Below are 21,995 nucleotides of genomic sequence, written 5' to 3'. Positions count from 1 at the left end.
GCTGAGGGCCCGCTATTCCTGTGAGTGTTCGGACCGCTCCCGGGGCTCCTGGGTCCACTGTGCCCGGTGTATGAGGTCCGCCCATACGTCCCGTACGCGTCGGCGCAGGTCGTCCAGGGGTACGTCGTTGTCGATGACGATGTCCGCGATCTCCAGGCGCTTCTCGCGGGTCGCCTGGGCGGCCATGCGCGCGCGTGCGTCCTCCTCCGTCATACCGCGCAGGCGTACGAGGCGGTCGAGCTGGGTCTCGGGGGCGGCGTCGACGACGACCACGAGGTCGTAGAGCGGGGCGAGGCCGTTCTCGGCGAGCAGGGGGACGTCGTGGACGACGACGGCGTCCGGTGCGGCGGCGTTCTCCAGCTCTCTGGAGCGGGCGCCGACCAGGGGGTGCACGATCGCGTTCAGCGTGGCGAGCTTGGCGGGGTCCGCGAACACGATGGAGCCCAGCTTGGGCCGGTCCAGGCTGCCGTCCGGCGCGAGTACGTCCTTGCCGAATGCCTCGACGACCGCCGCGAGCCCGGGGGTGCCGGGTTCGACGACCTCGCGGGCGATCCGGTCCGCGTCGATCAGCACGGCGCCGCACTCCACGAGCAGCCGCGACACCTCGCTCTTGCCGGCGCCGATACCGCCGGTGAGACCCACTCTCAGCATGCCCGGAAGCCTATGCCCTGCCACTGGCAGAGCCGTGGGAGACCCTGAACATCAGGGCCTCCCACGGCTCTGGAGGAGGAACGCGAAGGGCTCAGCCCTCGCCCTCCCGCTCCGCCAGGAACTTCTCGAACTCGCGCCCGATCTCGTCGGCGGACGGGATCTCGACGGGCTCGGCGAGCATGTTGCCGCGCGTCTCGGCGCCCGCGGCGGCGTCGTACTGGTGCTCGAGCCCCTGTACGAGGGCGACGAGTTCGTCGTCGCCCTCCCGGATCTGCCGGTCGATCTCGGTCTGCGTGCGGTGCGCCTCCGTGCGCAGGGCGTGCGCGGCGGCGGGCAGGACCAGGCCGGTGGCTCCCGTGACCGCCTCCAGCACGGTCAGCGCGGCGTCCGGGTAGGGCGAGCGGGCGATGTAGTGCGGTACGTGCGCGGCGACGCCCAGCACGTCGTGTCCGGCCTGCATGAGGCGGTATTCGAGCAGGGACTCGGCGCTGCCGGGTACCTGGGCCTCCTCGAAGGGGCTGCGGTGGCCGGGGACCAGCTCGGCGCGGTTGCCGTGCGGGGTGAGGCCCACCGGGCGGGTGTGCGGCACGCCCATGGGGATGCCGTGGAAGTTCACCGAGAGGCGGACGCCGAGCCGCTCCACGATCTGCTGGACGGCCGCCGCGAAGCGTTCCCACTCCACGTCCGGCTCCGGCCCGGACAGCAGCAGGAAGGGCGCCCCGGTGGCGTCCTGGACGAGCCGCACGTCGAGCGTCGGCTCCTCGTACTCGGTCCAGCGGTCGCGCTTGAACGTCAGCAGCGGGCGCCGTGCCCGGTAGTCCACCAGCCGGTCGTGGTCGAAGCGGGCGACGACCTGGTGGGGCAGCGAGCCGAGCAGCCGTTCGACGATCTGGTCGCCCGTCTCACCCGCGTCGATGTATCCGTCGAAGTGGTAGAGCATGACAAGTCCCGCCGACTCCTGGGCGAGCGCCATGTCGACGACTGCCAGGCCCTTCGGCTCCCATGCGTACAAACCCTGCGGATCAAGCACTGTGACCGCTCCTCCTCGTGTCCGTACTTCACAACGCGCCGCGGGGGCCCGGCATTCCCGCGTACGAGTCGGCGGTGGCGCCGCAGTTGGTGAACACCTCTATAGACGCCCAGTTCGTACACACGCATGTAGACGCCCAGTTCGTACACACGCACACGCACTTCGGGCCCGCATCCAAGAAAGATGCGGGCCCGAAGTGTTATCGGCTAAGCCTCAGCGGTGAGCGTTCAGCTCTGGCCGCCGGCCAGCTTCTCGCGGAGCGCGGCCAGCGCCTCGTCCGAGGCGAGAGCACCAGAGGTGTCCGCGCCCTCGGAGGAGTACGAGCCACCGCCCGCGGCCGGAGCCGCACCCGCGGTGTCGCCGCCCTCGGCCGCGGCAGCGGCGTCGGCCTCGCGGGACTTGATGACCTGCTGCTGGTGCTGCTCGAAGCGGGACTGCGCCTCGGCGTACTGGCGCTCCCACTCCTCGCGCTGCTTCTCGTAGCCCTCGAGCCAGTCGTTGGTCTCGGGGTCGAAGCCCTCGGGGTAGATGTAGTTGCCCTGGTCGTCGTAGGACGCGGCCATGCCGTACAGGGTCGGGTCGAACTCGACCGAAGCCGGGTCGGCACCGAAGGACTCGTTGGCCTGCTTCAGCGAGAGGCTGATGCGACGGCGCTCGAGGTCGATGTCGATGACCTTGACGAAGATCTCGTCGTTGACCTGGACGACCTGCTCCGGGATCTCCACGTGGCGCTCGGCCAGCTCGGAGATGTGGACCAGACCCTCGATGCCCTCGTCCACGCGGACGAACGCACCGAACGGAACCAGCTTCGTGACCTTGCCGGGCACGACCTGGCCGATCTGGTGGGTGCGGGCGAACTGCTGCCACGGGTCTTCCTGGGTCGCCTTCAGCGACAGGGAGACGCGCTCGCGGTCCATGTCGACATCGAGGACCTCGACCGTGACCTCCTGGCCGACCTCGACGACCTCGGAGGGGTGGTCGATGTGCTTCCAGGACAGCTCGGAGACGTGGACCAGACCGTCGACGCCACCCAGGTCCACGAAGGCACCGAAGTTGACGATCGAGGAGACCACACCGGAACGGACCTGACCCTTCTGGAGGGTCGTGAGGAACGTCTGGCGGACCTCGGACTGGGTCTGCTCCAGCCAGGCACGGCGGGACAGAACCACGTTGTTGCGGTTCTTGTCCAGCTCGATGATCTTGGCCTCGAGCTCCTTGCCCACGTAGGGCTGGAGGTCGCGAACGCGGCGCATCTCGACCAGGGAGGCCGGGAGGAAGCCACGGAGGCCGATGTCGAGGATGAGACCACCCTTGACGACCTCGATGACGGTACCGGTGACGATTCCGTCCTCTTCCTTGATCTTCTCGATGGTGCCCCAGGCACGCTCGTACTGGGCGCGCTTCTTCGAGAGGATCAGGCGGCCTTCCTTGTCCTCCTTCTGGAGAACAAGGGCTTCGATCTCGTCACCGACGGCGACGACCTCGTTGGGGTCGACGTCGTGCTTGATCGAGAGCTCGCGGCTCGGGATAACGCCTTCGGTCTTGTAACCGATGTCGAGCAGGACCTCGTCCCGGTCGACCTTCACGATGACGCCGTCGACGATGTCGCCGTCGTTGAAGTACTTGATCGTCTCGTCGATCGCGGCGAGGAAGGCTTCCTCGTTACCGATGTCGTTGACCGCTACCTGCGGGGTGGTGGCGGTGGTCTCGGTGCTGCTCGTCATGTGGGAAAGGGCTCCGGTACGGACATTGAAGTCGTAGGTACTGCTACGCCGGGAGCCCGTATCGCTCTGAAGAAGCCGGACAGCCAAGGAAGCGCCACACCAGGAAAATCACCAGGACATTCCGAATGGCACCTCGAAAACCGAGGGGACATACAACAGATGCGAGCGCAGCCTGCTACGTCTGAGGTGCGCAGGCCCGCAGCGCAACTTGTAGCATACGGGGGCAGCCAGGCAGGGTCAATGCGCGAAGGCGCACACCCGGGGCGGAACGCCGCATACCCGGCACAAAACCTGTCCCATGAGGCCACGCAGACCTGAGACACCTCTTCCGTGACACCGCCGGAGCGGGGTCACGCCACGCAGGTTACGGAAGAGTACGACGAGGGAGCCGATCATCCAAGAGCCCGATGTCCACCAAGCCGTCGAGGCCCCCGGGGCCGACGTTGCTGTCGAGTCCGCCGAACCGGAGGCCACCCGGCGCGAGGCCGGGGTCACGGAGAGTTCCCGGGCCAACCGGGGCTGGTGGGACCGCAACGCGGACGAGTACCAGATCGAGCACGGCACGTTCCTCGGGGACGACCGTTTCGTGTGGGGCCCGGAAGGGCTCGACGAGATCGAGGCGGAGCTGCTGGGGCCGCCCGAGGACCTGAAGGGCAAGGACGTCCTGGAGATCGGCGCCGGTGCCGCGCAGTGCTCGCGCTGGCTCGCCGCGCAGGGCGCCCGTCCGGTCGCCCTCGACCTCTCCCACCGTCAGCTCCAGCACGCCCTGCGGATCGGCGGATCGTTCCCCCTGGTGTGCGCCGACGCGGGCGACCTGCCCTTCGCGGACGCCTCCTTCGACCTGGCGTGCTCGGCCTACGGGGCGCTGCCGTTCGTGGCCGACCCGGTGCGGGTGCTGCGGGAGGTGCGCCGTGTCCTGCGTCCCGGGGGCCGCTTCGTCTTCTCGGTGACCCACCCGATCCGCTGGGCGTTTCCCGACGAGCCCGGCCCGGAGGGCCTGTCCGTGTCCGGTTCCTACTTCGACCGCACGCCGTACGTCGAGCAGGACGAGGCGGGGCGGGCCGTGTACGTCGAGCACCACCGCACGATCGGCGACCGCGTCCGTGACGTCGTCGCGGCGGACTTCCGGCTCGTCGACCTGGTCGAGCCGGAGTGGCCCGCCTGGAACTCCGCCCAGTGGGGCGGCTGGTCACCGCTGCGCGGCGGGCTGATCCCGGGGACGGCGATCTTCGTGTGCGAGCGGGAGTGAGGCACGCGCGCGTGTCGGTCGAGCTCACGCACGTACGACACTGAAGGGCGTGATCCGTTACGACGCCCTGGACGCGCTGCCCGTACGCGGCGCCCTGCCCGGTCTGAACGACGCCCTGGAGACGCACGGCACCGCCGTCCTCGTCGCCCCGCCCGGCACCGGCAAAACGACGCTGGTGCCGCTGGCGCTGGCGGGGCTGCTGGACGGTGGGCCGGCGCGGCGGGTGGTCGTCGCCGAGCCGCGGCGGATCGCGGCTCGGGCGGCGGCCCGGCGGATGGCGTGGCTGCTGGGCGAGAAGGTCGGCGAGAGCGTCGGCTACACGGTGCGCGGGGAGCGGGTCGTCGGGCGGCACGCGCGCGTGGAGGTCGTCACGACCGGTGTGCTGCTGCAGCGGTTGCAGCGGGACCAGGAGTTGCCGGGCGTCGACGTGGTCGTGCTCGATGAGTGCCATGAGCGGCATCTGGACGCGGACACGGTGGCGGCGTTCCTGATCGACGTGCGCGAGGCGCTGCGGCCCGAGCTGCGGCTGGTGGCGGCGTCGGCGACGACGGACGCGGAGGGCTGGGCGCGGTTGCTGGGCGGGGCGCCGGTGGTCGCGGCGGAGGGGGTGTCGTACCCGGTCGAGGTGGTGTGGGCGCCGCCGGCCCGCCCCGTACGGCCGCCGCACGGGATGCGGGTGGATCCGGCGCTGCTGACGCATGTCGCGTCGGTGGTGCGGCGTGCGCTGGCCGAGCGGTCGGGGGACGTGCTGTGTTTCCTGCCCGGGGTGGGTGAGATCGCGCGGGTCGCCGGGCAGTTGTCGGGGCTCGGTGACGTGGAGGTGCTCCAGGTGCACGGGCGGGCGCCGGCGGCCGTGCAGGACGCGGTGCTGACCGGGGCGGAGCGGCGGCGGGTGGTGCTGGCGACCTCGGTGGCGGAGTCGTCGCTGACGGTGCCGGGGGTTCGCGTGGTCGTGGATTCCGGGCTGGCCCGGGAGCCGCGCGTCGACCACGCGCGCGGGTTGAGCGCCCTGACGACCGTACGGGCCTCGCAGGCGGCCGGGTCGCAGAGGGCGGGGCGGGCCGGGCGTGAGGCGCCCGGGGCGGTGTACCGGTGCTGGGCGGAGGCCGAGAACGGCCGCCTGCCACGTTTCCCGGCGCCGGAGATCGAAGTGGCCGACCTGACGGCGTTCGCCCTTCAGGCGGCCTGCTGGGGCGATCCCGAGGCCTCGGGGCTCGCCCTGCTGGACCCGCCGCCGAGCGGGGCGATGGCGACGGCTCGGGAGGTTCTGTCGGCCGTGGGTGCGGTGGGCCCTGCCGGGCGAGCCACGGAGCGGGGTGTACGCATGTCGCGGCTGGGCCTGCACCCCCGGCTGGCCCGCGCCCTCCTGGACGCGGCGCCGCTGGTGGGAGCGGACCGGGCGGCGGAGATCGTCGCACTGTTGAGCGAGGAGCCCCCGCGGGAGTACGGCGACGACCTTGCGGCGGTCTTGCGGGGCGTCCGGCGCGGGGGTGACGCCTACGCGGGTCGCTGGCGTACAGAGGTACGGCGCCTGCGGGCCGCGTCGGCGCCCGCACCTCCGGCGCGGCTCCTTTCCCGCCCAGAACCCGTCCATGACTCTCTCCCGGGCGAACCGAGCGCCGACGCTCCGCGGGGCGAGGGCGACACCGGGAGGGATTCGGGGGTCACGGCTGGGGCTGTGGGCGTTGGGGCCGGCCGTCGGAGTGTCGCGGGGGCCTCAGGGGCGGCGGACGCCGGAGGGTTCTCGCTCGCCTCGGTCGAGAGTGGGCCGGGCGGGTGGGCAAGGGCCGGCGACGAGCGGGTTGTGGGGCTTGTTGTCGCGCTCGCGTTTCCTGAGCGGGTGGCCAAAGGGGACAAGGGGTCGTATCTGATGGCCTCCGGGACGCGGGCCGAGGTTGGGGAGGGGTCCGGGTTGCGGGGGGTCCAGTGGCTGGCCGTGGCTGTGGCTGATCGGCCTGTGGGGGCTGGGCACGCGCGTGTGCGGCTTGGGGCTGTTATCGACGAGGGGATCGCGCGGGAGGCTGCCGGGGGGTTGCTCGGCCGGGGGGACGAGGTTCGGTGGCGTGACGGGGATGTCGTGGCTCGGCAGGTCGAGCGGCTCGGGGCCGTGGAGTTGGCGGTGCGGCCGTTGACGGGCGTCGCGGCCGGGCTCGTACGGGAGGCGTTGGTCGAGGGGTTGCGTGTCGAAGGGCTCGGGCTGTTGCGGTGGTCGCGGGATGCGGAGCGGTTGCGGGAGAGGCTCGCCTTTCTCCACGCGCGTCTCGGCGAGCCCTGGCCCGATGTTTCCGACGATGCTCTGCACGCGCGCGTGGACGACTGGTTGGAGCCGGAGTTGAGCCGGGCCCGGCGGCGGGCCGATCTCGGGCGGATCGACGCCGGGGAGTCGCTGAACCGGTTGTTGCCGTGGGCCTCCGGGGATGCCGTACGGCTCGACGAGCTGGCGCCCGAGCGGATCGAGGTGCCGAGCGGGTCACGGGTGCGGGTCGACTACGCGCGGCCCGAGCAGCCCGTACTGGCGGTGAAGTTGCAGGAGATGTTCGGGCTTCAGGAGTCGCCCGTGCTGGCGGGGGTTCCCGTGCTCGTGCACCTGCTGTCCCCTGCGGGCCGGCCGGCCGCCGTCACCGCCGATCTGGCCTCGTTCTGGCGGGACGGGTACAGGGCCGTACGGGCGGAGTTGCGCGGCCGGTATCCCAAGCATCCGTGGCCGGAGGATCCGGCCACGGCCGAGCCGACGCGGCACACGAACGCGCGGCTCAGGCGCTGACCGGCTCAGGCGCTGACCGGCTCGGGCGCCGACGCCCTGCTGGACTCGGGGTCGCCGGGCCTGCGGCCGCGGGCCTCGACGTAGAGGGCGAGGGCCAGGAGGAGGACGCCCAGGCCCAGGAAGCCCCAGGGCAGGTACGAGGTCATCAGGAGGACGAGGAGGCGCTGGGACTTGACCATGTCGACGGTGTGCTCGATGTAGTCCTCGCGCATCTTCACGTGGCCGGCGAAGGCGGTCACCTTCTCGCGGTCGCCGAGGAGTGTGCCGCCGCGCAGTTCCTCCTTGTGGATCTCCTCGCCGTACACGGGAGCCCCGGTGACGGGCTCCACCCAGAACTTGCGGACCGTGGTGTACCAGCGGGTCGTGCCCGTCTCGGCGACCGTCTCCCGGGTGATGCCCTCGACGGGCATGGTCCGGGGGAAGGGGACCTCGGTCCAGGGGATGGTCTGTTCGAAGTAGTAGACCTCCACGCCCCGGAAGTCCTGGGTGCCTTTGTAGTGGATCGGGGCGGTCACCCTTGCCTGGGCGTCGAAGTACTCGTAGTCCCTCTTCTCCGTCAGGAAGGGCCATTTGAATTCCAGGCCCTCACGCCGGATGGGGTCGCCGTCGACCATCTCGCCGGTGGCGTGGACGGGTTCCTGGGTGTGGGCGTCGAAGATGTAACGTTCGGGGATCTTGGAGACCATCTCGCCGTCGGGGCCCTGGACGTAGGAGAGGCCGTCCCAGACGACGATGTCCCGGCCGGCCGTCTTCTCGATCTTCTCGGAGGCCTCCACGTTGCCTTTGAGGGTCTGCACGATGGTGACCTTGGAGACCTTGCGTTCGGTGAAGGTGCCGTAGTCGAGGAGGGTCGCGTCCTTCGCCTCCAGGACCATGTCCTGGTACTGACCGGCGGGGATCTTCGCCACGCTCGGGAAGACGTACCAGCGCAGCAGTGGGGACAGCGCCGCGAAGAACACGGCGAGCGCGAGCAGGATCAGACCTGTCCTATGGCGCATCTCGGCCTCCCTCCCGGATCTCCCGGATCTCCCGGGGTGGTCACGGATGTGCGGGCACGGTCGTCAGCAGCGGCTTCGGTGACGTCTCGCCCGTCGTCGAGCCCAACAGCGTGATCGCGAAGGCCAGGGCGAACGCCAGGGCGAGACCGGTCGCGGCGGCGATGAGGGCACGCATAGGACCTCCCGACTACGGCCTCGGTCTCCCGGTCTCCCGGCGGACCGGAACTGATACTTCGTCAGGTCCGGCACCGTAGCAACGGCCGGGTGAGATGAGAACAGGTCGCACACACCTGCGGCGCCCCTCTGCGAAAGAGGGGCGCCGCAGGGGTCGTATGCATGAAGGACCGCGAAGGCAGGCCTACGCGCTGGGGCTCGCCGACGCCGACTCGGCCGCCGCCTCCACCTTCAGTTCGACCGTGATGATCCCGCCACCCTCGGCTTCGATGCGGAGCATGAACGTGCCGACGGTGTCGTCCGCGTACAGCTTCGGCAGCTTGAGCAGGCCGTTCTCGTCGGTTTCGAGGGCCGTGAGGGCGCGTACTGGCTTGCCGTCGGCGTCCTTGAAGTAGGGGCCTTTGTCGTTGGCGGTCGGGTCGAGGACCGACTTGATGAGCGTCGCCTTGACCGCGACCTTGTCGGCGACCTCGCCGTTGTGGGTGGCCTTCACCTCTACCTGTTCGGCGAACTCGCCGCCCGGGACGCAGGTCAGCGCTGTGGTGGTGGTGCGGGTGAGGGCGTCGGCCTGGCGGGCGGTGACGGTCGCCGTGTAGTCGAGGGCGGCCACCGAGCGGCCCACGACCGTCACGCGGATCTTGACGTCGCCGGTCTTCTCGCCGGCCACGAGCGCCGGGGCGGTGGCCGTGCCGGAGCTGTTGGTGACCATGGTGGCGACGCTCTCGCCGCCGGTGAAGGTGGTGTCCGTGTCACCGACGATGGTGAAGCGGACCCGGACCTTCGCGACGGCCTTGCCCGCCTCGGTCTCGGTGCGGGCGGTGATCTTCCCGGTGAAGGTGTCGCCGGCCGTCGCGGTGAGGTTCGCCGTGCCGGCGCCCTCCAGGTGGTGCACCGTGTCGGTGGGCGTGCCCGGCGGCGTCGGGGGCGGCGTGGGCGGCGTGGTGGGCGGGTTCGTCGGCGGATTGGTGGAACCGCCGCCCGGCTTTTCAGTTTCCGGCTTCTCCGTCTTCGGCGGCGTCGGGCGAGGGCTGGGCGTGGAGTCGTCACTGCCGTTGCCGTTGTTGTTGCCGTTGTTGTTGCCGTTGTTGTTGCCGTTGTTGTTGCCGTTGTTGTTGCCGTTATTGCCGCTGTTGTTGCCGTTGTCGCTCGGCGTCTCGGGCAGCGAGCCGGTGCCGTCCGGGATCTCGTGGGTGCCCTTGCGGTAGTGCTCCAGCCACGAGATGACGGTGTTGTAGTACGCCGTCGAGTTGTTGTAGCTGAGGATCGCGCTGCGGAGGTTGCCGTCGTTGGACAGGTCCCAGTCGAAACGGCACAGGTAGTGGCCGGCGGCGAGGGCGGCGTCGTAGATGTTGTTGGGGTCCTCGGCGCCGTCGCTGTTGCCGTCGCGGCCCGCCCACTCCCAGGTGGAGGGGATGAACTGCATGGGGCCGACCGCCTGGTCGTACGTGGTGTTGCCGTCGTACGCGCCGTTGTCGGTGTCGCTGATGTTGGCGAACCCGTTGCCGTTGAGGACCGGCCCGAGGATCTTGTCGTACGTTGTGCCGTCGGCGTCCACCTTGCCGCCACTGGCCTGGCCGGACTCGACCTTGCCGATGGCGGCGAGGAGCTGCCAGGGCAGGTTGCAGCCGGGCTTGGACTCGCGCAGGGACGCCTCCGCCTTCTTGTAGGCGTCGAGGACGGTCGCGGGTATGCCGCTCTCGTTGCCGCCGGTCGTGCCCGAGGAGTCGCCCGTGCCGGGCGTCGAGGTGGGGCTGTCGAGGGGCGGTAGGTCCGTGTAGTAGCGCGAGTTGCCCGACGCGGTGTCTTCGGCCTGAGGGCTCGCGTCGGGCGAGGGCGACCCGGTGGTCTGTCTGCCTGCGCTGTCGGTGGTCACTCCCGGAGCCTGGGAGGCGGCCAGTGCCGCGACCGTGGCCGCGGCCAGAGCGGTGGTCGCCGCCCCCTTGCGGAGCCTCAAACCGAACTGCGCCGCCATTGAGTGAACCCTCCCCGGTGGTCGATCGCCTTGGCGTTCTTCCCTTTTGGTGCCGTCTCAGGTGCTTTTCCGTTTTGTCCGGAACCGCTTTCCTGCTCTGATACACCGACTCCGGGCTTCCGCTTTTGGTTGCCCCGATCCGGCTCTCCGTTTTCCGGATGTCCGGCGGCCCCCGCACCTCACCGGCGCGGCGACCCAGGCGACCCTACGACAACTTCCGTCGCCCGGGCACCCGTTCGTGCCCGATTTTCGGCTATTGGCCTTATCGGTTTCCTGTCGGTGGGGCGTCCTTCACGTACGCGCACGTACGCGGAACCGGTCGCGCATACTGACGGCCGGTGATCGCCGGGCCCGCCGGCCCGGTCAAAATCCGTCACAGGGGGACGACTTGCCCTTCACGCTCAGCCATGCGGCCGCCGTGCTGCCCGCCCTGCGCGGGGACGGGACCGGGCTCGGACCACTGGTGCCGTCGGTGCTCGTCGCCGGTTCGCTCGCGCCCGACCTGACCTACTACGCGGCGAGCGTGCTGCCCGAGGCCATGGAATTCGGCGATGTCACGCACTCCTTCACCGGGGTCTTCACCGTGGACGTCCTCATCACCTGGGCGCTGGTGGGGTTGTGGCTGATGCTCCGTGAGCCGCTCGTCGCGTTGCTGCCGCGCGGGCGGCGGGCGCGGGTGGCCTCGCTGGTGCGCTGCGGGGCGGGAACGCGACCGTTCAGTCCCTCACTAGCCCTGTGGTGGTACGTCTCCGCCGCGCTCGGCGCGCTGACGCATGTCGTCTGGGACGCGTTCACGCATCTCGACCGGTGGGGGATGCGGCTGTTTCCCGTCCTGGGCGAGGAGATCGCGGGCTCGCCGCTGTACTGGTACCTGCAGTACGGCGGCTCGGCGGTCGCGGCGGTCGTGATCGTGGTGTTCGTCGTCCGCGCGCTGCGCCGGCAGCCGGAGGTGGAGCCCGTGGGGGTGCCGGTGCTCTCCTCGGCCGACCGGTGGGTGGCGGGCCTGGTCATCGGGGGGTGCGCGCTGGTGGCGGCGGTGCAGCGGGTGAGCCGCTGGTGGGCGTACTGGGGTTCGATCGCCAAGCCGTACGAGGTGATCCCGACCGTGTGCTTCGGGGCGGGCGCGGGGCTGGTGGTCGGGGTGGTGCTGTACGGCGTGGGGGTCAGGGTCTGGCGCCCCGCTCCCGCCGCGGCGACCGCAGTCGACGCGGAGGCGGACAACTCGGTCCGCCGCTGACCACCCGGCGACGCGGGCCCGCTCCGCTGGGGATGCGGGGCTTGGCGGCGCGCGGGGCGAACGGCGGGACGTGGCCGAGCAGCGCCGGTAGGGGGTGGGTGAGCGCCCAGGGGATCCGGGTGCGCGCCCGGCGGAGACAGGGCGTCCACGGGAGGCGGGTGCGCCGCCAGGGAAGACGTGTTCGCACCCGGGGAAGTCGGGTGGCACCTGTCGCGGTACGGCGGCGGAGCGTGCGTATACCCATGCGGGCATCCTTACGCCGTCCCTCCGCCGGGGGCGCCTTGATGAGGGCCAGGCGGGTGACGCGCCGCTCCGCGGGGGCCGGGGACGTGTGGTGGACCTTGGCTGTCTGCCACCGCCGGGGCGAGGCCGGTTCGGCACCGCCGGACAGCGCCGTACCGGGTGCTCGCCGTTACGGCGGATTGTTGTGGGCGGCAGACAAGATCAACGCTGCTGTTGTGGGTGGGGCGGTCCTCCCGGGTCGGCTCCGTGCAGCCCGTGTTGGTAGGTGCCGGGCGCCGCCCAGCGCACGAGCTGCCGTGCCGGCCCGGCAGAGACCGTGCGAAGGGGCCCGGCGTCTTGCTGTGCCGGGCCCCTTCGCTGTGCTCCGGGTCTTCCGAATGCCGGAGGACACCTTGCCCGTTCGCCGGAGGCTAGTGCGCTGCTGATTCCCAGTCCGGGCCGACGCCGATGGAGACGTCGAGGGGGGCCCTGAGGTGTACGGCGTCGGCCATTTCTCGGCGGACCAGTTCCTCGGCGCGGGCGCGTTCGCCGGGGGCGATTTCCAGGACGATTTCGTCATGGACCTGGAGGAGCATGCGGGACGTGAGGCCCGCTTCGTCCAGGGCGCGGCCGACGTTCAGCATGGCGATCTTGACGATGTCGGCGGCGGTGCCCTGGATGGGCGCGTTGAGGGCCATCCGCTCGGCGGCCTCGCGGCGTTGACGGTTGTCGCTGTTGAGGTCGGGGAGGTAGCGGCGGCGGCCGAAGAGCGTCGCCGTGTAGCCCGTCGCCCTCGCCTCGTCCACGACGCGGCGCAGATAGTCGCGAACGCCGCCGTAGCGCTCGAAGTACGCGTCGATCAGGGTGCGGGCCTCGCCCGCGTCGATGTTCAACTGCTGGGAGAGGCCGAACGCCGACAGGCCGTAGGCCAGGCCGTACGACATCGCCTTGATCTTGCGGCGCATCTCGGCGTCCACGGCGGCGGGCTCGACCCCGAACACCTGGGCGGCGGCCGTGGTGTGCAGGTCCTCGCCCGAGGTGAACGCCTCGATCAGGCCCGCGTCCTCGGAGAGGTGGGCCATGACGCGGAGCTCGATCTGGCTGTAGTCCGCCGTCATCAGGGACTCGTAGCCCTCACCGACGACGAAGCCGCGGCGGATGGCGCGGCCCTCGTCGGTGCGGACCGGGACGTTCTGGAGGTTGGGGTCCGTGGACGACAGACGGCCCGTGGCGGCGACGGTCTGGCTGAAGCTCGTGTGGATGCGGCCGTCCGCGGCGATCGTCTTGATCAGGCCCTCGACGGTGACGCGGAGCTTCGCCTGCTCGCGGTGGCGGAGCATGATGACCGGCAGTTCGTTGTCGGTCTGGGTGGCGAGCCAGGCCAGGGCGTCGGCGTCCGTGGTGTATCCGGTCTTCGTGCGCTTCGTCTTCGGCAGGGCCAGCTCGCCGAAGAGGACCTCCTGGAGCTGCTTGGGCGAGCCCAGGTTGAACTCGTGCCCGGCCGCCGCGTGCGCCTCCTTCACCGCCTGCTGCACGGCGCCCGCGAACATCTGCTCCATGGCCTCCAGATGGGCCCGGTCCGCCGCGATGCCGTGGCGCTCCATACGGGCCAGCAGCGCGGAGGTGGGCAGCTCCACGTCACGCAGGAGGTCCGCCGCGCCGACCTCCGTCAGGCGGGCCTCGAAGGCCTCGCCCAGGTCGAGGATCGCGCGGGCCTGCACCATCAGCGCGTCGGCCTCGGCGCCCTCGTCGGCGCCGAAGGCCAGCTGCCCGTCGGCGGTGGCGGCCGGGGCCAGCTCGCGGCCCAGGTATTCCAGGGACAGGGCGTCCAGGTCGAAGGAGCGGCGGCCCGGCTTGACCAGGTAGGCGGCGAGGGCGGTGTCCATGGTGATGCCCTCTATGGTCCAGCCGTGCTCGGCGAAGACCCTCATCGCGCCCTTGGCGTTGTGGAACACCTTCGGCCTGGCGGTGTCGGCGAGCCAGGCGGCCCACGCGGTCTCGTCCGCCTCGTCGAGCTGGGTCGGATCGAACCAGGCGGCCGTTCCGTCGGCGGCGGCGAGCGCGATCTCGGCGACCGAGCCGGTGCCGAGCGCCCAGGCGTCGACCGTGGCGACGCCGAGGGGCGCCGTGCCGTGCTCGGTGAGCCACGGGGCGAGCTCGCCGGAGCCGAGCACCGTGCCGTCCACCTCGACGCCGGCGGCGACCGGCTGTCCGGCGTCGGCCTCCTCGGCCCCCGGGTCGACGGCCAGCAGGCGCTCACGCAGCGACGGGTTGCGGATCTCCAGGGTGTCCAGGACCATCGCGACGGACTTGCGGTCGTACGGGGCACGCTCCAAGTCGGCGACAACCTTGGGGAGTTCGACCGTGCGCACCATTTCCGTGAGGCGGCGGTTGAGCTTGACCGCCTCCAGGTGGTCGCGGAGGTTCTGCCCAACCTTGCCCTTGACCTCCTCGACACGCTCGACCAGCTCCGCGAACGAACCGAACTGGTTGATCCACTTCGCGGCGGTCTTCTCGCCGACGCCGGGGATGCCGGGCAGGTTGTCGGACGGGTCGCCGCGCAGCGCCGCGAAGTCCGGGTACTGGGCCGGGGTGAGGCCGTACTTCTCGAACACCTTCTCCGGGGTGAAGCGGGTCAGCTCCGAGACACCCTTCGTCGGGTACAGCACGGTGGTGTGCTCGGACACCAGCTGGAAGGAGTCGCGGTCGCCGGTGACGATGAGGACCTCGAAGCCCTCGGCCTCGGCCTGGGTGGCGAGGGTGGCGATGATGTCGTCCGCCTCGTAGCCGTCGACCGCGAAGCGGACCGCGTGCATCGCGTCCAGCAGCTCGCCGATCAGCTCGACCTGGCCCTTGAACTCGTCCGGGGTCTTCGAACGGTTCGCCTTGTACTCGGTGAACTCCTCCGAGCGCCAGGTCTTGCGGGAGACGTCGAACGCCACCGCGAAGTGGGTGGGCGCCTCGTCGCGCAGCGTGTTCGCCAGCATCGACGCGAAGCCGTAGATCGCGTTCGTCGGCTGGCCCGTCGCGGTCGTGAAGTTCTCCGCGGGCAGCGCGAAGAACGCGCGGTAGGCCAGCGAGTGCCCGTCCATGAGCATGAGCCGGGGACGGCTGCCGCCGGGGGTGCTTTCGGTCTTCTTCGATGCTGTCTCTGCCACGACCCCGATCCTGCCACGTACCACTGACAGCCCACCCACGCCCATCGCCTCCGGCGGCCGGAGCAGGGATCCTGGGCCGGACCGAGCGCTTCCCACCCCGCACCCACCGCCTCCTCCGTGCGAGGATCGGTTGCGTACCTCATGTTCGAAGCACACGTCACGCGAATGGGGAGCAGCGATGGCCGGGAAGGCGCCGAAGAGTGATCCGGTTCAGGATGCGCCGCAGGTCGCGGGGCCGAAGCATGCGGCGGCGGGGTTGCCGGCGATCGGGCACACCTTGCGGATCTCGCAGCAGCAGATGGGGGTCAGGCGGACCGCGCTGACGTTGTTGCGGGTCAATCAGAAGGACGGGTTCGACTGCCCGGGGTGCGCCTGGCCGGAGCCGGAGCACCGGCACACCGCGGAGTTCTGTGAGAACGGGGCGAAGGCGGTCGCCGAGGAGGCCACCCTGCGCCGGGTCACCCCGGAGTTCTTCGCCGCCCATACGGTGGCCGATCTGGCTACACGAAGTGGCTACTGGCTGGGTCAGCAGGGGCGGCTCACGCACCCCATGTATCTCCCCGAAGGGGGCGACCGGTACGAGCCCGTCTCCTGGGAGCGTGCCTTCGACATCGTCGCCGAGGAGCTCGCGGCCCTGAAGAGCCCCGACGAGGCCCTCTTCTACACCTCCGGGCGGACGAGCAACGAGGCCGCGTTCCTGTACCAGCTGTTCGCCCGCGAGTTCGGTACGAACAACCTGCCGGACTGCTCCAACATGTGCCACGAGTCGTCGGGCTCCGCGCTCTCCGAGACGATCGGCATCGGCAAGGGCAGCGTTCTGCTGGAGGACCTGTACAAGGCGGATCTGATCGTCGTCGCCGGGCAGAACCCGGGGACCAATCACCCCCGCATGCTCTCCGCCCTGGAGAAGGCCAAGGCCAACGGGGCGAAGATCATCACCGTGAATCCGCTGCCCGAGGCCGGTCTGGAGCGGTTCAAGAACCCGCAGACCCCGCAGGGCATGTTCAAGGGCGCCGCCCTCACCGACCTGTTCCTGCAGATCCGGATCGGCGGCGACCAGGCTCTGTTCCGCCTCCTCAACAAGCTGATCCTCGACACAGAAGGCGCCGTCGACGAGGCGTTCGTCCGCGAACACACCTACGGCTTCGAGGAGTTCGCCGAAGCCGCCCGCGCCGCCGACTGGGACGAGACGCTCACCGCGACCGGGCTCACCCAGGAACAGATCCAAGAGGCCCTGCGCATGGTCGTCGCCTCCAAGCGCACCATCGTCTGCTGGGCCATGGGCCTCACCCAGCACAAGCACTCCGTGCCGACCATCCGCGAGGTCGTCAACTTCCTGCTGCTGCGCGGCGACATCGGCCGCCCGGGCGCGGGCGTGTGCCCGGTGCGCGGTCACTCGAACGTGCAGGGCGACCGCACGATGGGCATCTTCGAGCGGCCCGCCCCGGCCTTCCTGGACGCCCTGGAGAGGGAGTTCGGCTTCGCGCCGCCCCGGGAGCACGGCTACGACGTCGTACGGGCCATCAAGGCCATGCGGGACGACAAGGCGAAGGTGTTCTTCGCCATGGGCGGCAACTTCGTGTCGGCGTCCCCCGACACGGAGGTGACAGAGGCGGCGATGCGCCGCGCCCGGCTCACCGTGCACGTGTCGACGAAGCTGAACCGCTCGCACGCCGTCACGGGCGCGCGGGCGCTGATCCTGCCCACCCTGGGCCGCACGGAGCGCGACCTCCAGGGCAGCGGCGAGCAGTTCGTGACCGTCGAGGACTCGATGGGCATGGTGCACGCCTCACGCGGCCGTCTGGAACCCGCCAGCGGGCAGCTGCTGTCCGAGCCGGCCATCGTGTGCCGGCTCGCCCGCCGCGTCCTCGGCGAGAACAGCCGTACACCGTGGGAGGAGTTCGAGAAGGACTACGCGACGATCCGCGACCGTATCGCGCGCGTGGTCCCCGGTTTCGAGGACTTCAACGCGCGCGTGGCCGACCCGGCCGGCTTCGCGCTCCCCCACGCCCCGCGCGACGAACGCCGCTTCCCCACAGCCACCGGCAAGGCCAACTTCACGGCCGCCCCCGTGGAGTACCCGCGACTGCCCGAAGGCCGGCTCCTGCTGCAGACACTGCGCTCGCACGACCAGTACAACACCACGATCTACGGCCTGGACGACCGCTACCGGGGCATCAAGAACGGCCGCCGGGTCGTGCTGGTCAACCCCGAGGACGCCCAGGAGCTGAACATCGCCGACGGCTCCTACGTCGACCTCGTCGGCGAATGGAAGGACGGCGTGGAGCGCCGCGCCCCCGGCTTCCGTGTCGTGCACTACCCGACAGCCCGCGGCTGCGCGGCCGCCTACTACCCCGAGACGAACGTCCTGGTCCCGCTGGACTCCACCGCCGACACCAGCAACACCCCGGCCAGCAAGTCCGTGGTGGTCCGTCTGGAACAATCGTCGACCGACTGAGCGTTTGCTCAGCAGGGCCGGTGTGCGACCGCCGGCGGCCGATGATCGACGAAGGCCGCCGACGGCCCACTGAACGACGAAGAACGGAGCCCCATGGGCGAGCAGCACCACGTGAAGTTCCCGCAAGAGGTCATAGACGAGTACGCGGCCCTGGGCATCGACCTGGTCGCGATGTTCTCCGCGGGGCACCTCGGCACCCGTATGGGCGTGCAGATCGTGGAGGCCTCGTCCGACCGCGTCGTCGGCACGATGCCGGTGGAGGGCAACACCCAGCCGTACGGGCTGCTGCACGGCGGCGCGTCCGCCGTGCTCGCCGAGACCCTGGGGTCGGTCGGCTCCATGCTGCACGCGGGCAGCTCCAAGATCGCCGTGGGCGTCGACCTGAACTGCACGCACCACCGTGGCGTCCGCTCCGGGCTGGTGACCGGCGTCGCCACACCGCTGCACCGGGGGCGCTCGACGGCCACGTACGAGATCGCCATCAGCGACGAGAGCGGCAAGCGGGTGTGCACGGCCCGGCTGACCTGTCTGCTGCGCGACGTCACCCCGGTCGACGCACAGCAGGCGGCGGCGAACGGTCAGGCCAACTGACACGAGACACCTCCACCGACACGAGGCGGAAGACGCGGGGCCCGGACCGCCGAGCCCGCCCACCGCAGGCTGGCACGCCCCGCGGGCAGGCTCTAGCGTCGAGGCATGGGAACGGGAGGAGTGCGCGGACCGGCGGCCGCGCTCGGGCCGGCGCTGCTGATCGGCGCTCTGCTGATCGGCGCTCTGCTGATCGGCGCTCTGCTCACCGGATGCGGACAACCGGGTTCGACGGACGGATCTGGATCGGCGGACGGGGCTGGATCCACGGACGGGTCGGGGAACGCGGGCGCGACCGTTTCACCGTCGACCGCCGCCACCCCGCCCGAGGAACTGTGTACGAAGGTCGTCGCGTACTGGTCGCGGAAGACGCTGGACGGCGACACCTACGGGGACTACCAGTCGATGGGGCTGTCGAACGGGCAGTACGAGATCCTGCGGAAGGTCGTCGACGCCGCCCGGGTCGAGCAGAAACGGGCGGGCACGGAGGCGGCCGAGCGGCTGATCGACCGGCGGGCGCGCGCGGGCTGCGAGGAGTGGTACCGCGAGGGCGGTCCGAGCAACGGGCCCTGGCAGTGAGCGGGGTCGGCCCCGTCGAGCCCGGCGAGGGCACGCGCGCGTGGGACACCCCGGAAGCGAGCGCCCCGGAGGCCAGCAGCGTGCCTCCACCCCCTCCCGGCCCGCTCGCGGGCTTGTACGCGCGGCACCGCCGTACCGTCCTCGCCTCGACGGCGGCCGTCGTCGTCCTCGCGGGCGGCGGCTACCTGTACGCCACCCGGCCCGAGCCGCCGACGCCACCCGCCCAGCCGTACCCCTCCCAGGTCGTCGAGGTCGTCTATCTGGGCCCGGGGAGCCTGTCCGCGGGCGCGCCGAGCGGGAGTTTCGGTTTTGAGATGGAACTGGTCGTGGAGTCCGGTCCCCCGGTCACGGTCGAGCGGATGACCCAGCCGTACGCGGGCCTCGCCCTGACCTCGGATCCGCGCCCTCCGTTCCGGACGGAGAGCGGTCACCCGCGCAAGATCGTCATCACCATGAGCGTCACAGAATGCGGGAAGGTGCCGGAGAACGCCGGACTGCCTTTCCTGGACGTAACTCTACGTAATGTGCGCGCAATACAAGTGCACAGTTTCATCTTGGGTGAGCGCTATGCGCGGGACCTCTCCGACGCTCTCCAGGTCGCCTGTAGCAACGACTCCGCGTCATCACCAAAAACATGAACACTCCTGAACCCACCTGGGCGGGTCCTGCGCGTTCTCAACATGTGGACAGGGCGAATCGGCCTGAATTCCGCGCATCCACCCACTGAGTACCGCTCTGCATTACCTCGTGTCATAACAAGAGCGTCACAGCCTTGGTCAGACTCTCCTCCACGTTCCCCACACACGCTTAGAGTCACGCCCAGTCACCGCGCCAACGGAATCGAAGTCACGTCTTCGGCCCAGCGCTCGACTCGGCCGCTTCCAAACAGGGAGGGCCGTGCCAGGGAAAGGACTGATCGTGCGTCAACGTTCGCTCATCGCCATCACCGCCGCGCTGGCGGCGGGAGCACTCACACTCACCGCCTGCGGCTCGCGCGACGAGGGAAACGGCAGCTCGGACGCGGGCAGCGGCACCACCGTCGTCATCGGCGTCGACGCCCCGCTGACCGGTGACCTCTCCGCCATGGGCCTCGGCATCAAGAACTCCGCCGACCTCGCCGCCAAGACGGCCAACAAGGAGAAGTACGTCGACGGCATAACCTTCAAGATCGAAGCCCTCGACGACCAGGCCCAGCCCTCCTCCGGCCAGCAGAACGCGGTCACCTTCGTCGCCAACAAGGACGTCCTCGGCGCCGTCGGCCCCCTGAACTCCTCGGTCGCCGAGTCGATGCAGAAGGTCTTCGACGACGCCAAACTCGTCCAGGTCTCCCCGGCCAACACCGGCCCCACCCTGACCCAGGGCGCCAAATGGGAGACCGAGAAGGTCCGCCCGTACAAGTCGTACTTCCGCACCGCGACCACGGACGCCATCCAGGGCCCGTTCGCCGCGCAGTACCTGTACAACGACGCCAAGAAGAAGAAGGTCTTCGTCATCGACGACAAGAAGACCTACGGCGCCGGCCTGGCCGGCACCTTCACCAAGGAGTTCGAGAAGCTCGGCGGCGAGGTCGTCGGCACCGAGCACATCGACCCCGAGACCAAGGACTTCTCCGCGGTCGCCACCAAGGTCAAGTCCTCCGGCGCCGACGTCGTCTACTACGGCGGCGAATACCCGCAGGCCGGCCCCCTGACCAAGCAGATCAAGGCAGCCGGCGCCAACATCCCCGTCGCCGGCGGCGACGGCATCAACAACCCGGCCTACATGGACCTCGGCGGCAGCGCCTCCACCGGCGACTTCTCCACCTCCGTCGGCGCCCCCGTCGAGGAACTCCCCTCCGCCAAGGACTTCGTCGCCAACTACGAGGCCGCAGGCTACAAGGAGCCCTACGCGGCCTACGGCGGCTACTCCTACGACTCCACCTGGGCCATCATCGAGGCCGTGAAGAAGGTCGTCGAGGACAACGACGGCAAGCTTCCCGACGACGCCCGCGCCCAGATCACCGCCGCCATGCAGAACGTCTCCTTCGACGGCGTGACCGGCAAGGTCTCCTTCGACGAATACGGCGACACGACCAACAAGCAGCTCACCGTCTACAAGGTCGAGGGCGGGGAGTGGAAGGCGGTCAAGTCCGGCACCTACACCGGCTGACCCAACCCGCACATTCATGAGCCGCGCGGGGCGCTGCACCAAAGCGCCCCGCGCGGACTCGCATTCCGGTCACATTCGTCGAACATCCGAATCTCGGAGGACATGCGGTGAACGAACTGCCGCAGCAGCTGGTCAACGGCCTGCTACTAGGATCCATGTACGGGCTGGTCGCCATCGGCTACACGATGGTCTATGGCATCGTCCAGCTCATCAACTTCGCCCACGGTGAGATCTTCATGCTGGGCGGCTTCGGCGCCATCACGGTCTACCTCTACGTGCTGCCCGACGGCACATCCCTGTGGATGGCACTCCCGCTGATGCTCGTCGGCGGCATCATCGTCGCCGTACTCGCCGCCGTAGGAGCCGAACGGCTCGCCTACCGCCCCCTGCGCACCGCGCCACGCCTGGCCCCCCTCATCACCGCCATCGGCCTCTCCCTGGCCCTCCAGCAGGCAGTGTGGGCCTGGTACCCCGACGCCAAGGAGTCCATCAACTTCCCGCAGATCGACGGCGGCCCCTTCGAGATCGGCAACGTCACCATCCAGACCGGTGACATCTTCCTGCTGATCGCCGCCCCGATCAGCATGGCGATCCTCGCGTACTTCGTCATGAAGACCCGCACCGGGCGCGGCATGCAGGCCACCGCCCAGGACCCCGACACCGCCAAACTCATGGGCATCAACACCGACCGCATCATCGTGATCGCCTTCGCCCTCGGCGCCGCGTTCGCCGCCGTCGGAGCCGTCGCCTACGGCCTCAAGTACGGCCAGGTCCAGTTCCGCATGGGCTTCATCCTCGGCCTCAAGGCCTTCACCGCAGCCGTCCTCGGCGGCATCGGCAACATCTACGGCGCCATGCTCGGCGGCGTCGCCCTCGGCCTCGCCGAAGCCCTCTCCACCGCCTACATCGCCGACATCCCCGGCATGGACCAGTTCGGCAGCCAGTCCTGGGCCAACGTCTGGGCGTTCGTACTCCTCATCCTCGTACTCCTCGTCAGACCACAAGGCCTGCTCGGCGAGCGCGTGGCGGACAGGGCGTGACAC

At 70.1% G+C, this 21,995-nt stretch carries 16 protein-coding genes; 9 read left to right on the top strand and 7 right to left on the bottom strand.

From position 1 onward, the window contains the following. Positions 1-12: 12 nt before the first annotated feature. The 3 genes from coaE to rpsA form a co-directional block, all read right to left on the bottom strand. The gene (gene coaE, locus F3T56_RS01190; RefSeq protein ID WP_149822744.1) at positions 13-651 is read right to left on the bottom strand and encodes a dephospho-CoA kinase; all 639 of its coding nucleotides are present in this window, start codon (positions 649-651) and stop codon (positions 13-15) included. Positions 652-742: 91 nt separating this feature from the next. After that, positions 743-1,681, bottom strand: coding sequence for a PAC2 family protein (locus F3T56_RS01185; protein WP_149822743.1), 939 nt, complete (start codon positions 1,679-1,681; stop codon positions 743-745). A gap of 227 nt (positions 1,682-1,908) precedes the next feature. Beyond that, positions 1,909-3,405: a 30S ribosomal protein S1 gene (gene rpsA, locus F3T56_RS01180; RefSeq protein WP_149822742.1), complete on the bottom strand. Its 1,497-nt coding sequence runs from the start codon at positions 3,403-3,405 to the stop codon at positions 1,909-1,911. Between the two features lie 391 nt (positions 3,406-3,796). Between rpsA and F3T56_RS01175 the strand changes: the two genes are divergently transcribed. Together F3T56_RS01175 and F3T56_RS01170 are read left to right on the top strand one after the other, a co-directional pair. Continuing rightward, complete coding sequence (locus tag F3T56_RS01175; RefSeq protein ID WP_149822741.1) at positions 3,797-4,654, top strand: class I SAM-dependent methyltransferase; 858 nt, start codon at positions 3,797-3,799, stop codon at positions 4,652-4,654. Positions 4,655-4,703: 49 nt separating this feature from the next. Next, complete coding sequence (locus F3T56_RS01170; protein ID WP_149822740.1) at positions 4,704-7,418, top strand: ATP-dependent RNA helicase; 2,715 nt, start codon at positions 4,704-4,706, stop codon at positions 7,416-7,418. Positions 7,419-7,423: 5 nt separating this feature from the next. On the opposite strand, the gene pgfA is transcribed toward F3T56_RS01170, so the two are convergent. The 3 genes from pgfA to F3T56_RS01155 form a co-directional block, all read right to left on the bottom strand. Next, a complete protein-coding gene (gene pgfA, locus F3T56_RS01165) occupies positions 7,424-8,416 on the bottom strand; it encodes a cell envelope lipid trafficking protein PgfA (protein WP_149822739.1) in 993 nt (330 codons plus the stop codon). A gap of 40 nt (positions 8,417-8,456) precedes the next feature. Next, entirely contained in the window at positions 8,457-8,591 is a 135-nt protein-coding gene (locus F3T56_RS01160) for an SPW_0924 family protein (protein ID WP_149822738.1), read from the bottom strand. A gap of 183 nt (positions 8,592-8,774) precedes the next feature. Then, complete coding sequence (locus F3T56_RS01155; RefSeq protein WP_149822737.1) at positions 8,775-10,562, bottom strand: lytic murein transglycosylase; 1,788 nt, start codon at positions 10,560-10,562, stop codon at positions 8,775-8,777. Positions 10,563-10,950: 388 nt separating this feature from the next. Between F3T56_RS01155 and F3T56_RS01150 the strand changes: the two genes are divergently transcribed. After that, positions 10,951-11,799, top strand: coding sequence for a DUF4184 family protein (locus tag F3T56_RS01150; RefSeq protein ID WP_149822736.1), 849 nt, complete (start codon positions 10,951-10,953; stop codon positions 11,797-11,799). A 653-nt stretch (positions 11,800-12,452) separates the two neighbouring features. Here F3T56_RS01150 and polA read toward each other — a convergent pair. Continuing rightward, positions 12,453-15,179 carry a DNA polymerase I gene (polA, locus tag F3T56_RS01145; protein WP_149822735.1) on the bottom strand — a complete coding sequence of 909 codons (2,727 nt, stop codon included), beginning with the start codon at positions 15,177-15,179 and terminating at the stop codon, positions 12,453-12,455. 178 nt (positions 15,180-15,357) lie between these two features. On the opposite strand from polA, the gene F3T56_RS01140 reads away from it, so the two are divergent. From F3T56_RS01140 to F3T56_RS01115, 6 genes are all read left to right on the top strand, one after another. After that, positions 15,358-17,637, top strand: a complete 2,280-nt coding sequence (locus tag F3T56_RS01140) for an FdhF/YdeP family oxidoreductase (protein ID WP_149822734.1) — start codon at positions 15,358-15,360, stop codon at positions 17,635-17,637. A 93-nt stretch (positions 17,638-17,730) separates the two neighbouring features. Continuing rightward, the gene (locus F3T56_RS01135) at positions 17,731-18,228 is read left to right on the top strand and encodes a hotdog fold thioesterase (protein WP_149822733.1); all 498 of its coding nucleotides are present in this window, start codon (positions 17,731-17,733) and stop codon (positions 18,226-18,228) included. Positions 18,229-18,333: 105 nt separating this feature from the next. After that, complete coding sequence (locus F3T56_RS01130; protein WP_425473530.1) at positions 18,334-18,804, top strand: hypothetical protein; 471 nt, start codon at positions 18,334-18,336, stop codon at positions 18,802-18,804. Then, entirely contained in the window at positions 18,801-19,442 is a 642-nt protein-coding gene (locus tag F3T56_RS01125; RefSeq protein ID WP_149822732.1) for a Tat pathway signal sequence domain protein, read from the top strand. The genes F3T56_RS01130 and F3T56_RS01125 overlap by 4 nt, the downstream gene beginning before the upstream one ends. Positions 19,443-19,722: 280 nt before the next feature. Beyond that, positions 19,723-20,952, top strand: a complete 1,230-nt coding sequence (locus F3T56_RS01120; protein ID WP_172638753.1) for a branched-chain amino acid ABC transporter substrate-binding protein — start codon at positions 19,723-19,725, stop codon at positions 20,950-20,952. Between the two features lie 107 nt (positions 20,953-21,059). After that, positions 21,060-21,992: a branched-chain amino acid ABC transporter permease gene (locus F3T56_RS01115; RefSeq protein WP_149822730.1), complete on the top strand. Its 933-nt coding sequence runs from the start codon at positions 21,060-21,062 to the stop codon at positions 21,990-21,992. The last annotated feature ends 3 nt before the right edge of the window (positions 21,993-21,995 follow it).

The sequence above is a fragment of the Streptomyces tailanensis genome, from assembly GCF_008386495.1.
In the GTDB taxonomy this organism is placed as follows: Bacteria; Actinomycetota; Actinomycetes; order Streptomycetales; family Streptomycetaceae; genus Streptomyces; species Streptomyces tailanensis.
This window is presented reverse-complemented; position numbering and strand designations above follow the sequence as displayed.